The 14,985-nt window shown below is 74.7% G+C and carries 8 protein-coding genes and 1 pseudogene; 6 read left to right on the forward strand and 3 right to left on the reverse strand.

The genetic code is table 11. The annotated features are described in order from the left end of the window. Positions 1-12 precede the first annotated feature (12 nt). From LG396_RS15705 to LG396_RS15725, 5 genes are read left to right on the forward strand one after another with little or no spacing between them, the layout of a single operon-like run. Complete coding sequence (locus LG396_RS15705) at positions 13-3,207, forward strand: non-ribosomal peptide synthetase (protein ID WP_225795232.1); 3,195 nt, start codon at positions 13-15, stop codon at positions 3,205-3,207. After that, positions 3,204-6,164 carry a type I polyketide synthase gene (locus LG396_RS15710; RefSeq protein ID WP_225795233.1) on the forward strand — a complete coding sequence of 987 codons (2,961 nt, stop codon included), beginning with the start codon at positions 3,204-3,206 and terminating at the stop codon, positions 6,162-6,164. The genes LG396_RS15705 and LG396_RS15710 overlap by 4 nt, the downstream gene beginning before the upstream one ends. Before the next feature lie 28 nt (positions 6,165-6,192). Further along, a complete protein-coding gene (locus LG396_RS15715; RefSeq protein ID WP_225795234.1) occupies positions 6,193-7,968 on the forward strand; it encodes a non-ribosomal peptide synthetase in 1,776 nt (591 codons plus the stop codon). Continuing rightward, on the forward strand, positions 7,968-8,762 hold the full coding sequence (locus tag LG396_RS15720; RefSeq protein ID WP_225795235.1) for a thioesterase II family protein: 795 nt from the start codon (positions 7,968-7,970) through the stop codon (positions 8,760-8,762). Before LG396_RS15715 ends, LG396_RS15720 begins: the two co-directional genes overlap by 1 nt. After that, positions 8,752-9,654 carry an aminoglycoside phosphotransferase family protein gene (locus LG396_RS15725; protein ID WP_225795236.1) on the forward strand — a complete coding sequence of 301 codons (903 nt, stop codon included), beginning with the start codon at positions 8,752-8,754 and terminating at the stop codon, positions 9,652-9,654. The genes LG396_RS15720 and LG396_RS15725 overlap by 11 nt, the downstream gene beginning before the upstream one ends. 59 nt (positions 9,655-9,713) lie before the next feature. On the opposite strand, the gene LG396_RS15730 is transcribed toward LG396_RS15725, so the two are convergent. The 3 genes from LG396_RS15730 to LG396_RS15740 all read right to left on the reverse strand — a co-directional run bounded on the left by LG396_RS15730 (position 9,714) and on the right by LG396_RS15740 (position 13,548). Then, positions 9,714-10,811, reverse strand: a complete 1,098-nt coding sequence (locus LG396_RS15730) for a MalY/PatB family protein (protein WP_225795253.1) — start codon at positions 10,809-10,811, stop codon at positions 9,714-9,716. Between the two features lie 140 nt (positions 10,812-10,951). Further along, positions 10,952-12,286 (reverse strand): condensation domain-containing protein, encoded by a 1,335-nt coding sequence (locus tag LG396_RS15735; RefSeq protein ID WP_225795237.1) that lies wholly within the window; start codon positions 12,284-12,286, stop codon positions 10,952-10,954. A 266-nt stretch (positions 12,287-12,552) separates the two neighbouring features. Next, positions 12,553-13,548 (reverse strand): LacI family DNA-binding transcriptional regulator, encoded by a 996-nt coding sequence (locus LG396_RS15740; RefSeq protein WP_018834499.1) that lies wholly within the window; start codon positions 13,546-13,548, stop codon positions 12,553-12,555. 459 nt (positions 13,549-14,007) lie between these two features. On the opposite strand from LG396_RS15740, the pseudogene LG396_RS15745 reads away from it, so the two are divergent. Continuing rightward, positions 14,008-14,985 (forward strand): annotated as a pseudogene (locus tag LG396_RS15745) (glycoside hydrolase domain-containing protein); the annotation flags it as partial.

The following is a 14,985-nucleotide window of genomic DNA, read 5'->3' on the forward strand; positions in this document are numbered from 1 at the left end:
GGGACGTGGCACATGAGCACGATGCAGACCGGCCGGAGCCGCGCACAGGCACTCTCCGCGGCGCAACGGCGGCTATGGCTGGCCTACCGGCTCCAGCCCGACAGCCCGGAGTTCACCGCTCCGTGGGCCGGACGACTGGTCGGTGACCTCGACGCCGAACGCCTGCGAAGGGCATGGCACGCCGTGCTCGACCGCCACGCGGAGCTGCGGCTGCGGCTCGACGAGGCGGACGGCGAGCCGCGCCGTTCGGCGTGGGCGGCACGGGACTTCCCGCTGCCGGTACGGGAGGTCGACCCCGCCGCCGTGCCCGCGGAGCTGGAGCACGCGGTCACCCGCCCGTTCCCGCTCGTCGGCCACCGCCTGGTCGACGCCGAGCTGCTCCGGCTCGGCCCGGCCGAGCACGTCCTGGTCGTCGGGGCCCACCACGCCGTGGTCGACGGCCGGTCCTTCACCCTCGTCGTACGCGACCTGTTCCGGGCGTACGCGGGGGAGGAACCACCCGCCGCCGGCCGCCCGTACACCGACTACGTCACCGCGGCACCCGCGCCGACCGACCGGCGGTTCGAGTCCTGGATCGAGGAACTCGAACTGCCCGAGGACGGCGACCCCCTCGGCTTCGCCCCCGCCGCCCGGGACGCCGACCGCGCCGGCGCCCTCGTCCGGCACCCGGTCCCGGCCGGGGTGTGGGAGGCCGTACGCGGGCTCGGCCGCCGCCTGCGCACCACGCCGCAGGTGATCGGCCTCGCCGCGTACGCGCTCGCGCTGAGCCGCTACACCGACAGGACCGACCTGATCGTCGGCGGCACCATGGACACCCGCTCGGGCGACTTCGCCGACACCGTCGGGATGTTCATCAACCCCGTGCCGCTGCGCGTCCGCGCCGACCCCGCCGCCGCCGTCGCGGACTACTGCCGGTCGGTGCACTCCTCGCTCATGCGCGCCTTCTCGTTCCGCGAGGTGCCGTTCGAGGAGGTCGTCCGCCGCCTGCACGCCACGCCGGACCCCACCCGCACGCCCCTCTTCGGGACCCTGTTCAACTTCGAGGCCGACGCGCCGGTCCTCGACACGGCGGGGCTGCGGATCAGCGAGGTCGAACTGCCGGTCCGCGTCTCCAAGTACGACCTGACGATGGTGCTGCGGGACCGGGGCGACACGGCCGAACTCCTCGCCACCTACCGGTCGTCGCGTTACACGCCCGCGCGGATCGAGCAGTTCACCGCGCACACCGCCGCGGTCCTCGCGGGCCTCGCCGAGGAGCCCGGCAGCGTCCGGGCCGTCCCGATGCTGTCCGCGGCCGACCGCTCGGACCTGGCGGCGCTCGGCACCGGCGCGGCACCGGACGAGGACTTCCGCCCGGTCACCGGCATGGTCGCGGACGTCGCCGCGGCCGATCCGGAGCGCGTGGCCGTGACCGACGCCGACGGCGACCTCGGCTATCGCGAGCTGTCCGACCGCGCCGACGCCGTCGCCGCCGCGCTGCAAGCGCGCGGCCTGGGCCGGGAGTCCCGCGTCGGGGTGCTCGCCGAGCCCTCCGCCGCGGCGGTGACGGCGGTGCTCGGCGTGCTCCGGGCCGGCGCCGCGTACGTACCGCTGAACCCGTCGTACCCGCCCGCGCGGCTGTCGGCGATGCTCCGCGACGCGGGGGCCGACGTCGTCCTCGGGGACCCCGCCTGGGCCGGCAGGCTGCCGGACACCGAGGTGTTGGCGCCCGCCGACCTGGTACCCACCGGGGGCGCCGCGCCGTCGGCGCCGGCGGCGCCGGAGGGCGGCGACGCCGCGTACGTCATCTACACCTCGGGAACGTCCGGCGAGCCGAAGGGCGTCGTCGTCGAGCACCGGTCCCTGGCCGCGTCGACCGCAGGCCGGCTCGCGACGTACGGGGGCCACGAGGTCTTTCTCCTGGTCTCGCCGCTCTCCTTCGACTCGTCCGTGGCCGGCCTGTGGGGCACGCTCGCCTCCGGCGGCCGGCTCGTCGTCGCCGGAGGCGGCGACGTCCACGACCCGGAGCGCCTGACCGGCCTCATCGAGCGCCTGCGGGTCACCGCGATGCTGTCCGTCCCCACCCTGTACTCCGGCCTGCTCGACCGGGCGGACCGCGACGGCGCCGCGCGCCTCGCCTCCCTCCGGCTCGTCATCACGGCCGGTGAGGAACTGCCGCAGGACCTCGCGGACCGGCACTTCGCCGCGCTGCCGGAGACGGTGCTCGCCAACGAGTACGGCCCCACGGAGGCCACCGTGTGGAGCACCTTCCGGGTCTTCGACGAGCCGGCGCCGGTCGACATCGGCGGCGCGGCACCCGGCGCGCTGCTGTCGGTGCGCGACGGGAACGGGGACCTCATGCCGCGCGGCGCGGCGGGCGAGCTGTACGTCGGGGGGACCGGCGTGGCCCGCGGCTACCTCGGGCGCCCGGAGGACACCGCGGAGAAGTTCCTCGACGGCCCCGGCGGACGGATGTACCGCACCGGCGACTTCGTGCGCTGGAACGAGCGGGACGGCCTGGACTTCGTCGGCCGGCGGGACGACCTCGTCAAGGTACGCGGACACCGCGTCGAGCTGGGCGCGGTCGAGACCGCGCTACGGGCCGCGGAGGGCGTCGCGGACGCGGTGGTGCTGCCGGCCCCGAGCGGCGCGAGCCTCGACGCGTTCCTCGTCGCCCGGCCCGGCTTCGACGAGAAGCAGGTGCGCAAGCAGCTCTCCGGCGAGCTGCCGCCGGTCATGCTCCCCGGCTCCTTCACCGTGGTGCCGGAGCTGCCGCGCACCCCCCACGGCAAGGTCGACCGCACCGCGCTGCGCGAGCTGTCCCGCCGCGACGCCCCCGCGGCCGGCCCGCCGGACGCCGCCGGCCGGGCGCCGGACGCGGACTCCGGCGGCGGCGAAGGCGCCGGGGACTCCGACGCCGCCGTACGCGCCCACGTGCGCGCGGCGTGGTGCGGGACGCTGGAGGTGGACTCGGTCGACACGGACGTCAACTTCTTCGACGCGGGCGGGCATTCGCTGCTCGTGCCCACCCTCCAGATCGAGCTGGAGGACCGCCTCGGGGTGGAGATCGACATCATCGACCTCTTCACCGCGACGACCGTCGACGACCAGGTGGAGCTGCTCACGGGCGGGCCGGCGGAAGAGGCCGCGCCGGAGCCGGCGCTCGACCCGCGGCAGGCACGGCTGGCGGCCGGCCGCCGCCGTGCCGCGGCCGCAGGGGACGCATGAGGGACCGCTCGCTCGACGTCGCGATCACCGGGGTGCACGCCCGGCTCCCCGGCCCCGCCGACCCGGACGCCTGGTGGGCGGCCGTACGCACCGGGCAGGTCCTCACCACCCGCCTCGACGCGGACATGCTGGCCGAGGCGGGGGTGCCCGCCGACGTCGCCGGGGACCCCTCGTACGTGCCGGTGCGCGGCCGCATCCCCGACGGCGAACGCTTCGACGCCGAGCTGTTCGGGATCAGCCCGCGCGAGGCCGAGCTGATCGACCCGCAGTACCGCCTGATGCTGGAGGCGACCTGGGCCGCACTGGAGGACGCGGGCCGCGCCCCGCTGACCGACACGCTGCGCACCGCCGTGTTCGCCTCGGCGAGCGAGAGTTCCCTCGCTCGGGTCCTCGCCGGCGGCGACATCGATCCGGCGACCCGGGAGGCGCTCGCCACGGGCACCAGCCGGGACTTCATGGCGACCCGCATCGCCTACCGCCTCGGCCTGCGCGGCCCCGCGATGAGCGTCTCGACGGCCTGCTCCTCCTCCCTGGTCGCGGTGCACCTGGCGGTGCAGTCGCTCAACAACGGGGACTGCGACCAGGCGGTCGTGGTCGCGGCCTCGCTGCGGCTGCCTCAGGCCGGGTCGCAGCACGTACGCGGCGGGATCGTCTCGCCGGACGGGTGCTGCCGCCCCTTCGACGCCGCCGCCAACGGCACGATCGGCGGCTCCGGCGTCATCGCGGTGGTGCTGCGCCGCCTCGGCGAGGCGGACGCGCACCCCGCACCGTACGGCGTCATCCTGGGGTCCGCCGTCAACAACGACGGCGCGGACAAGGCCGGCTTCAACGCGCCGTCGCCCCGCGGCCAGACCGCCGTCATCCGCTCGGCGCTCCAGGTGGCCGACGTGGCGGCCGGCTCCCTCGGCTACCTCGAAGCACACGGCACCGGTACGTACGTGGGCGACCCGATCGAGTGGACGGCGACGTCGACCGCGCTGCGCGAGAGCGGCGCGGGCCCGGCCCGTATCGCGGTCGGCTCCGTGAAGGCCAACATCGGCCACCTCGACGCCGCGGCGGGCCTCGCGGGCCTGTACCGGACGCTGCTGGTGCTGGGCCGCGGCGAGGTGCCGGCGATGGCCGGGTTCACCGGGCTCAACCCCCTGCTGCCCGCCGAGTCGCCCCTCTACGTGCCGACCGTGCCAGATCCGTGGCCCGGGGCCGCACCGCGGCGCGCCGGGGTCAGCTCCTTCGGCATCGGCGGCACCAACGCCCACGTGATCGTCGAGGCCCCGCCGCCGGCCCGCCGCGCGCGGGCGGCGGCGCCCGGCGGTCCGCCCGTGCTCCTCACGCTGTCGGCGATCCGCCCGGCCGCGCTGGACGGCGCGGCCGAACGGCTCGCCGCCCGGCTGACGGCCCGTCAGCACGACGTACGGGACGTGGCGTTCTCCCTGCGGGCGGGACGGGCCGTCCTGCCCGAGCGGCTGGCCGTCGTCGCGGCGAGCGGTCAGGAGGCCGCGGCGGCGCTGCGCGGCGGCCCCGGCGGCGTACGCGGCCGGGCGCCGGGCGGCGGGGACCGGCCGGTGGTCCTCCTGCTGCCGGGGCAGGGCGCGCAGCGGCCCGGCATGGCCGGGCCGCTCGCGGAGCACCTCCCGGGATTCGCCAAGGCGCTGGACGGCGTACTCGGCGCCTTCCCGGCACAGCACGCCGCACGGGTCCGCGAGGCCGTGTACGAACCCGGATTCCCCGCGGCCGAGCTGAACGGCACGCGGCTCTCCCAGCCCGCGCTGTTCGCGGTCGCGTACGCGGCCGCGGGCGCACTCGCCGAGGCGGGTGTGCGGCCCGTGGCGCTGGCGGGACACAGCCTCGGCGAGATCACCGCCGCCGCGATCGCCGGCGTACTGGATCCCGCGACCGCCGCCGGACTGGTCGTGCTGCGCGCGGAGGCCATGGCCCAGTGCCCGCCCGGCGCCATGCTCGCCGTCACCGGCGACGCCGGGGAGGCGGCCGGGTTCACCGCCGCGGACCCCCGGCTCGAACTCGCCGCGGTCAACGCCCCGGACGCCTACGTCCTCAGCGGTCCCGAGGAAGCCGTCGACGGGCTCCACCGCCGGCTCGAAGGCCGCGTACCCGTCCGCCGCCTGCGGACCGGCCACGCCTTCCACTCGGCCGCCATGGCGCCCGCGGCCGACGCCGTACGCGCCCATCTCGCGGGCCAAGCTCCGGGCCTGGCGCGGGTGCCGTTCGTCACCAACGCGGACGGCGCCCTCGTGGCCGCAGGTGCGCGCGTACCGCTGACCGTGTTCGCCGACACGGTCCGCGCCACCGTGCGCTTCGCCGACGGGCTGCGGGCCCTGCGGGAGCGCTATCCGGACGCGATCGCCCTGGAGGCGGGCCCTGGCCGGGCGCTGTCCGCGGCCGCCACCCGCATCGGCATGGACACGGTGCAGCTGGCCCCGCGGTCGGTCGAAGGCGAGCCCCTCCGCGCGCTCGCCCGGCTGTGGACCGAGGGCGTGCCGGTGGACCTCGCCGCGTTCGCCCCCGCCGCGAGCGGAGTCCGGCTGCCGGGCACGGTCTTCGGCGGCCGCCGCTACCCGGTGTCCGAGCTGCGGCTGGCGGCGACGCGGCCGGCCGCGGCCGGCGCCCCGGCCGCCGGCACGGCGGCGCAGGCGGCGGAGGACCGCGCGGCGGCGGACCGCGCGGGGGAGGAACACACGGGGGAGGAGCAGCCCACGCCGCACGAAGAGCTGGTGGCCGCGTGGCGCGACCTGCTCGGCCACCCGGACCTCCGGCCGGACGACGACTTCTACGACCTCGGGGGCGATTCGCTGACCGCGATCCGCATCGTCCGCCGCCTGGAGCAACGGCTCGGTATCGGCCTGCCGTTGCGCGAGTTCATGCTCTCCCGGACCCTCGGCCGGCAGGCGGGTCTCCTCGCCCGGCTGGCCGCCCAGAGCGATACGGAGGATTCCCCGTGACGGTGCGCTGCCGCAGAGGCGGACCGCGATGAGCGGCGACGCGTTCATCCGTATCGACGAGGCGTTCGCCCGGCAGGCCGCGGCGCGTACGGACCAGGTCGCCGTCCGGGACCCGGACGGGACGTACACGTACGGCGAACTGTGGGAGGCGTCCGGACGGCTGGCGCACGCGCTGGCCGGGTGGGGCGTCCGCCGCGGCGACGCGGTCTGCCTGCACGGGGTGGGCGACCGCGACACGATCGCGGCGATGCTCGGCGTGCTGCGCGCCGGAGCCCACGTCGTGCCCGTGGACCCCGGCTATCCGGCCGAGCGCGTCGAGCACATGGCCGCCCTCGTCGGGGCCCGCCTGCTGCTCCTCACCGCCGACCACAAGGTGCCCTCGGGGCTGACGGTCGCGACCCGGCACGTACGCGACCTGATGGGGGCCGCCGGCGCGGGGGCCGCGGACACCGGGCCGGCCGGCGGCGCGCACGACCTCGCCTACATCATGTTCACCTCGGGGTCGACGGGGCAGCCGAAGCCGGTGGGCGTGCCGCACGGCGCCCTCAGCGCCCTCTGCCTGCGGGACAGCCCCGTCCGGCGGGCGCCGGAGGACGTGTTCCTCGTGCACACCATCCTCACCTTCGACCCGTCCATGCTGGAGATCTGGTCGGCCCTCCTGGCCGGAGCCGCGGTGCTGTGCGCGCCGCGGACGTCGCTCGCGGTCCACGAGACGGCCGCGCTCCTCGCCGACCCGCTGGTCACCACCGCGGTCCTCACCCCGGCGGTGTTCGCCCTGGTCGTCGAACGCCACCCCGAAGCCCTGCGGTCGCTGCGGCACCTGATCGTCGGCGGCGACGTGCTGCCGTACGAGCACGCGGTCCGCGCCCGGCGGGAGTGTCCCGACCTGGAGATCGTCAACTGCTACGGGCCGACCGAGAACACCATCGTGAGCACGGCGTTCTGTCTCTCGTCGTGGGACGGGGCGGGACCGTCCGTGCCCATCGGCAAGCCCGTCGCCGGCACCGTCTGCCTGCTGCTGGACGCCGACGGCGGCCCCGTACCGGACGGCGAGGTCGGCGACCTCTACGTGGGCGGGGACCGCCTCGCAGCCGGGTACGCCGGCGATCCGGCGGCGACGGAGGAGCGCTTCCTCCCCGACCCCGCCGTGCCCGGCGGGCGGATCTACCGGACCGGCGACCGGGCCTCGCTCCTCCCGGGCGGCGACCTCGCCTTCCACGGCCGCGAGGACGACGAGTTCAAGGTCCGCGGCTTCCGCGTCAACCTGGCCGAGGCCGAGTCGGTCGTCGAGGCGGACGAGCAGGTGCGCGAGGCGGCGGCGGTCCAGATCGGAGCCGGTTACGACAAGCAGATCGCGGTGTTCGTCAGGACGACGGCGCCCGGCGCGGACCCCCGGGACATCAGGGCGCGCACGGCCGGGCGGGCGCCGGGGCACCTGGTGCCGGACGAGGTCGTCGCCGTCGACGGGTTCCCGCTCACGGACGCGGGCAAGGTGGACCGCGCGGCGCTGGCCGCCCGGTACCGGGACCGGCGCGAGGCGGCGCCCGTCGGGGAGCAGACCGGGGAGCGGACCGGGGACGACCGGACCGTACTCGCGGCGCTGTGGCAGGAGCGCACCGGCACGCCGGCGGAGGAGGGGCACGACTTCTTCGGCGCCGGCGGCAACTCGCTGGACCTCATCCGGCTCATCGACGACATCGGCGACCGCTTCGGCGTGCTCCTCGACTTCGCGGACGTGTACGGGATCGGGTCCTTCGACGAGCTGGCCGACCTGGTGCGTACGGCCCGGGACGGGGCCGGCTGATGGCGGCGCGGGGCCCCCGTCCCGTCGTCCGGGTGCCGGTGCCGCGGCCGGCCGCCGGCCGCCGGCTGATCTGCTTCCCGCACGCGGGCGGGTCGGCGAACTTCTTCCGCGACTGGGCCGCCGGCCGGCCGGAGACCGAGGTCGCGGCCGTCCAGTACCCGGGCCGTGCGGACCGGCTCGACGAGCCGTGCCACGACGACCTCGGGCAGGCGGCGGACGAGGTGCTCGCCGCGGTGGGCCCCTTCCTCGACCGCCCGGTGACCTTCCTCGGGCACAGCCTGGGCGCGATCGTCGCGTACGAAGTGGCCCGGCGCCTGGAGCAGATCGGGCGCGGAGTCGAGCGGCTCGTCGCCTCCTCCGCGCGGGCGCCGCACGACCCCGACCACGTCGCCGCCCAGGACCTCGACTGGGACGACGACGCCGCGGCGCGGTCCCTCACCGCTCTGGGCCACACCGACGCCGAGGTGCTGGCGGACCCCGCGGCCCGGGGGCTGGTACTGCCGTACCTGCGCGCGGACTTCGAGATGCTCCGGCGCTACCGCCATGTGCCGGGGGACCCGCTGAGCTGCGACATCGTCGCCGTACACGGCTCCGAGGACGGGCACGTCAGCGCACGGCAGGCCGAGCGGTGGGGCGATCTGACCACCGGCGTCTTCCACCACGCCACCAGGCCCGGCGGGCACTTCTACCTGGTGCCCGCGCCGCCGCTGGACCTCTTCCTCGACACGCCGCCCGCCGGTGCCGGGGCGGAGCCGCCCGTGAACCCCGGGAGGGGAGACGCACATGCCCGATGAGCTGCGCATCGAAGCCGACGCGGACCTCGTACGCACCCTGCTGCGGGCGCAGGCGCCGCAGTGGGGCGAACTGCCCCTGGAGCGGGTCACGTCGGCCGGGGTGAACAACACCCTCTACCGGCTCGGCGACCGGCTGAGCGTACGGCTGCCGCAGACGGAGTGGGCCGCCGGCCACATCCGCAAGGAGCACCGGTGGCTGCCCCGGCACGCCCCGCGGCTGCCGCTGGACATCCCCACGGCGGTGTTCACCGGCGCCGCGGACGACGACTTCCCGTGGCCCTGGCTGGTCTGCCGGTGGCTGGACGGCGCGGACGCGGTGGAGTCCCCGGTGTCCGACGACCGCGCCGCCGGGCGGGCGCTGGCCGGGTTCGTCGGTGCGCTGCAGCGCATCCCGACCGCCGGCGGGCCGCGGGCCGGCCTGCACAGCGGCCTGCGCGGCACGCCGCTGCCGGTACGGGACGGGGTGGTCCGGCGGGCGCTCGGCCACCTGGAAGGCACGTTCGACGTCGAAGCCGCCACCGAACTGTGGGAGTCGGCGATCCGCGTGCCCGCGTGGCGGCGCGCGCCCGTGTGGGTGCACAGCGACATCCACCCGGGCAACGTGCTCGTACGCGACGGGGTGCCGGGCGCGGTGATCGACTGGGAACTGCTCAGCGTCGGCGACCCGGCGCTCGACGTGATGGCCGCCTGGACGTTCCTGTCGTCCGCGGGGCGCGAGACCTTCCGGGAGGCGCTGCCGGTGGACGACGGCACCTGGGCGCGGGCCCGCGGCTGGGCGCTGTGCGTCGGCGTGATCGCCGCGGACTACTACGAGGGCAGCAACCCGGTGCTGGCCGGGTTCAGCAGGCGGGCGGCGACGGAGGCCATCGCCGACTTCGCGCACGACCGGTGACGCGTGCACCCGGCGGGCCCCGCCCGCCGGCACGGCCGCCGGCCCGGCCGCGGGCCCGTTCAGTTCACGGCGCGGGCCATCCGGGCCACCGCCTCGCGGACGCGGTCGGCGGAGGTGGCGAGGTTGAGGCGTACGAACCCGCGGCCCGCCGGCCCGTAGAGCGGGCCGGGGCTCAGCGCGACCCGGCCCCGCTCCAGGAACGCGGCGGCCGGATCGTCGCCGAGGCCGAGCGCCCGGCAGTCCAGCCAGGCCAGGTACGTGGCGTCCGGCGGCCGGTACCCGATCCGCGGCAGCTCGCGGTTCAGCTCGTCGGCCAGCAGCTTGCGGTTCTCGTCCAGCCCCGCCAGCAGCTCGTCCAGCCACGGCTCGCCGTGGCTGAACGCCGCCACGCCGGCCATGACCCCGAAGATGCCCGCCGACACCCACAGTTCGGGCGGCAGCCGGTGCAGGTCCGCGGCCGCGCCCGGCGCGGCGACCAGCAGCGCCGCCTTCAGCCCGGCGACGTTCCACGCCTTCGACGCGGACACCGCGACGAACGACCGGTCCGCGGCCTCCGCGTCGAGCATGGCGAACGGGACGTGCACGGCACCGGGGTACGTCAGCGGGCCGTGCACCTCGTCCACGACGACCCGGACGCCGTACCGGTGGGCCAGCTCCGCGATCGCGTACAGCGTCTCGATGTCGGCGACGGTGCCGGTCGGGTTGTGCGGGTTGCACATGAGGTACGCCCTGGCCCCGGCCGCGAAGGCGCCCTCCAGCCCGGTCAGATGGATCCGGCCGTCCACCATCGGGTTCTCGACGACGCACCGGCCGAGCGCCTGGAGCTGGCTGAGGAACGCCGGGTACGCCGGGGTGTCCAGCACGACCCGGTCGCCGGGCTCGGTGACCAGCCGGATCGACTCGGTGATCGCCTGCGTCACGTCGGAGACCAGGGTGATGCGGGCGGGGTCGGGCCGCCACCCGTACCGGCGCGCGGCGAACTCGGCGAACGCGCCGGGCAGGTCCGCGTGGTACGCGTAGCCGGTGTCGCCGCGGTCGAGCGCGGCGGCCAGCGCGGCCCGGATCGGCGGCGCCAGCGGGGTGTCGGTTTCCGCGAGCCACATCGGCAGCACATCCGGCGGGTATTCCCGCCACTTCAGGCTGCGCCGGGCGGCCAACTCGGCCGCGCTGTACGTCTGTAAGGGATTCGCCACGGCGTTACCCGGTCACACGGGAATTCATGCGCACACCAACCTCGCTCCTGGGTGGTCTTTGTCGTGGCCGCTCTCCGCGGGCGGCACCGGTGGGAGGCGGAGCCTCATTCCCCGGTGGTGCCGACGCAAGTCCGCGCGAAGTCCCGGGTGATCGTCTCGACGAATTCGCGCGTGTACATACCTTCGGCGCAGCTCGCGTTGGCCATGGCGGGGCGGTCGCCGTAGAGGAAGAGGGCCAGCGCAAGACCGGGCTGGTGGAAATCCTTGCCGAACATGGGAAGGGATTCCCGCGTGAGCGGTACGCCGCCGAGGCGCGGCGCCATGTCGTACACCGCGGTGTTGACATACCCGTATCCGGTCGGTTCCCGGTCGTACGCCTCGGGGTACCGGGCCCGGACGTACTCCTCGTGGCTGAACATGCTGTGCGAGATCGCGTCCAGGACTCCGGACCTGACCTTGGGCGCCAGCGACGGAACCGTGTCCTCCGCGGTCACCGGAATCCGCAGCATCATGCGGTTCGAGAAGTATCCGACGAGTTTCTCCGTGCCGGGCCAGATGCGCCGCGACGTGGCGAAGAGGAAACGCACGTCCCCGGAATGCCCGTGGGCCCGCAACGTCACCGCGGTCGCGGCGAAGGCGAGCATGGTGGTCGTCACGCGCAGCCGCCGCGCGTACTGCTTCAGCCGGGCCGTGTCGTCGGCCGAGAGCTGGAGGTCGTAGTTGATGATCTCGCCCCACGGCTCGCATCCGCCCAGCTCAGGCAGGTCGATGCCGGGATAGGCGCCGAGTCCCTCGTTGCGCTCGTCCCACCAGGCGAGCGACGCCGCGCCCTCGTCGCCGGCGAACCAGGCGCGCTCGTCGAGGGCGAAACGCGTGGCGTCGGTGACCAGTTCGTCGAACGCGGACGCGGGCCGGTCGGCGAGTCCGTCGTACACCTCGGTGATGTCGTCGAACAGGGCCATGGCACCGGCGTGGTCGAGGATGCTCTGCTCGATGGAGACGCCGAACATGTCGCTTTCCGGGCGGTGCAGGACGACCGCGCGGAGCAACGGCCGTTCGAACGGCGAGAACATGTCCTGCAACCATGCGTACGCCTCGGCGTCCGCGGCGGCCGGATCGGCACCGGCCGTCATTTCACGCAGCGGCCAGGTCGCCTCGCCGGGCGGAATGCAGCCGACCGTTTCGATCGAATCCGGAAAGAAATAGAGGCGCAGGCCGCTGTGCCTTCTGGCGACGAGGCGCAGCGCCTGCTCCATTCGCGGTACGTCGAGGCGGCCGGGGTACGAGTACGCCCATACGTACGGATTCTTCCACCAGCGGTCGGGGCCCTGTAACAGTGCGAGCCGCTTGGTCTGGGTGGTGGTCGCCGGATACAGCCGCCCGTCCGTTCCGGGTTCGGCTTCCGCTTCGGTGCTCTCCGGCTGGGATGCGGCGTGCATACTCAACTCCTCCGGCTGGGACATCGGTAACGGGATGACGTCACTCCACTTATGGCTCGACTCCTCCGTGCACGCCTTTGGCGGTGACCGACGAGGCAACCATACGAGCCCGGGGATATCTGCGGAACCCTCCGGTAAGCGGGTGATGAGCCGCCGAGGGATTTACCACCGGATCTCCACCCGGTGTTCGGACCGTTCCCGTACAGCGCGGCCGGCGCCGTGCGGGAGGCGGCGCGGCGGCACGGAATCGCCGGCCCGGATGTGCGTCAGCCGTGGCCGGCGCCGGGGTCGCCGTAGCGTACGACCTGCGTGGGAATGACGACGCGCAGCGGTGCGTCGCCGTCCGGGCCGGGATGCGGCTCGTTCAGGCGGCGCAGCAGCAGTTCCGCGGCCCGCCGGCCCAGCTCCCGCGGGTCGTACGCCACGATCAGCGGCACCCCGAGCACGTCGGCGAGTTCGAAGTCGTCGAAGCCCGCGAGGCTGACGGTGCGGCCCAGGCGGCTGGTGGCGCGGAAGGCGCCGAGGGTGTTGCGGCTGTTGGCGCAGAAGAGCGCCGTCGGGGGCCGGGGGAGTTCGAGCAGTTCCCGGGCGGCGTCCTCGGCAGCGGGGATGGTGCGCTGCCGCAGCCGCACGTAGCGCTCGTCCAACGCGACTCCCGCCTCCTCGAGCGCCACGCAGAAGCCGCGGAACCGCTCGGAGCTGGTCCAGACGGACGGCGGCAGGCCGAGAAACCCGAGCCTCGTGTGACCGGCCGCCAGGAGGCCGGCCGTCGCTTCGCGGGCACCGCCGAAGTCGTCCACCAGCACGCAGTCCAGCGGCACGCCGGACGGGGGCCGGGCGCCCAGGACGACGGGCACCGAGCCGGGCTGCGCGGCGAGGTGGGAGTGGTCGTTGCCGGCGGGCACGACGACCATGCCGTCGACCCTGCGGGCGGTCAGCTCCTCCACGAGCCGCCGCTCCCGCTCGACGTCCTCGTCGGTGTTGGTGAGGACGACCTTCAGGCCGTGCCGGCCGACGCCCGCCTCCACGCCGAGGGCGAACTGGGAGTAGAAAGGGTTCGCGAGGTTCGTGACGACGAGCCCGATCAGCCCGCTGGTCCGGCCCAGCCGGAGGTTGCGGGCGGCCTCGTTGAGCCGGTAGCCGAGGGAGTCGACCGCGGCGAGCACCCGCTCGCGGGTCGCCTTGCTCACCCCGGGGTCGCCGTGCAGCACGCGGGAGACCGTCATGGGGCTGACCGACGCGTGGTCGGCGACGTCCCGCATCGTCGGGGGGCGACGAGAAGGAGAGTCCTCGGTCACCGTCTTCTCCCCCGCTGCGTCACGTCGTTGCCTGCGCCGTTACCGAGCGGCACCACGCTAGCACCGACCGCATCGCTCCAGTGGTGTCCAGCAACCCTGTTGGGCGTTGATGGTATCGATACCTGCCCCGATGGGGCCCCTTCGCGCCGCTGTGGGATTCGCCGCCGTGGGACGGTTCCTCGCCCGCGGTGCATCCGGTTTGCGTCATGCCAGTTCAGAAGAGTGAGCGCCAGGCGGTGTCGGCACATCCCCTTGACGGCGGTGGACAGTGCCCCTACGTTCCAACCGCACACCGAATGTTATCGATAACTTCCAGTGTTCTCCCGACCAACCGACCGACGCTCCGCACCACTTGGATTCCCTGTCGCGCTTGAGTCCGCCCTCGGGCGGTCCCGTGAGTCGCCTCGAAGACAAGGCAGAGACATGTCGCAGTCCGATCCGCCCTCCCAGGTCCCGTCCCGCCGGCGCTTCCTGGCCTCCACCAGCGGGCTCGCGGTCGCGAGCACCCTGGGCGCAGGCGTACCCGCGGGCGCGGCCTCCGCGGCCGGTCCGCGGGATGCGGCCCCGGCCGGCCCCTCCCGTGACTACATACGCCTCGTCGACCCGTGGATAGAGGCAGACGTCGCCCGGTACTTCTTCTTCCAGTCCGCGAGCAACCCCTTCGGCATGGTCAAGCTGCGTCCGGACACCAGCACCCACTCGGTCTGGGGCACCGGCTACCGCAGGAGCGAGACGTACGTGAAGGGCTTCAGCCACTTGCACGACTGGCAGCTCTCCGGGGTGCAGGTGATGCCGACGTCGGGGGAGGAGGTGCCGAAGCTGGAGGGCGACACCGGCTGGCAGTCGTACGTGAACCACGACGTCGGCGAGGTGGCGGAACCCGGCTACCACCGGCTGCACCTGGACCGGTACGGCATCACCACCGAGTTGACCTGCACCGACCGGGTCGGGCTGCACCGCTACACGTACGGCGACGCCGGCCCGGGCGAGATCGTCGTCAACCTCGGCGGCGTACTCGGCGAGGCGGAGATGCAGGACGCCCATGTCGCCAGGGTGGGCGACCGGGCGGTCGAGGGGTACGTGGCACAGGCCGGCATGCTCGCCAACGGCCAGTACTACGGCCAGAGCGACGGCAAGCACACGAAGCTCTACTTCAGCATCCGCTTCGACAGGCCCTTCGACTCCATGCACGGCTGGGCGGACGGCGAACTCGCCGACGGCGGCGCCGCGATCGACGAGGTCGGCGGCGACGACGCGGGCTTCTACGTCCGCTACGAGCGCCTCGACGCGGGGGACCGGCTCCAGGTGAAGGTCGGATTGTCCTTCACGGGTGTCGCGGGCGCCCGGAAGAACGTCGAGACCGAGCTGCCGGGTTGGGACTTCGACGCGGTGAAGGCCGCG

It is taken from the genome of Streptomyces aculeolatus (genome assembly GCF_020400605.1).
Classification (GTDB): domain Bacteria; phylum Actinomycetota; class Actinomycetes; order Streptomycetales; family Streptomycetaceae; genus Streptomyces; species Streptomyces aculeolatus.

Bases quoted from the DNA above. Each gene is read 5' to 3' on its own strand.
- LG396_RS15705 (WP_225795232.1), top strand. From the start codon at position 13: ATGAGCACGATGCAGACCGGCCGGAGCCGCGCACAGGCACTCTCCGCG.
- LG396_RS15710 (WP_225795233.1), top strand. From the start codon at position 3,204: ATGAGGGACCGCTCGCTCGACGTCGCGATCACCGGGGTGCACGCCCGG.
- LG396_RS15715 (WP_225795234.1), top strand. From the start codon at position 6,193: ATGAGCGGCGACGCGTTCATCCGTATCGACGAGGCGTTCGCCCGGCAG.
- LG396_RS15720 (WP_225795235.1), top strand. From the start codon at position 7,968: ATGGCGGCGCGGGGCCCCCGTCCCGTCGTCCGGGTGCCGGTGCCGCGG.
- LG396_RS15725 (WP_225795236.1), top strand. From the start codon at position 8,752: ATGCCCGATGAGCTGCGCATCGAAGCCGACGCGGACCTCGTACGCACC.
- LG396_RS15735 (WP_225795237.1), bottom strand. From the start codon at position 12,286: ATGCACGCCGCATCCCAGCCGGAGAGCACCGAAGCGGAAGCCGAACCC.
- LG396_RS15740 (WP_018834499.1), bottom strand. From the start codon at position 13,548: ATGCGGGACGTCGCCGACCACGCGTCGGTCAGCCCCATGACGGTCTCC.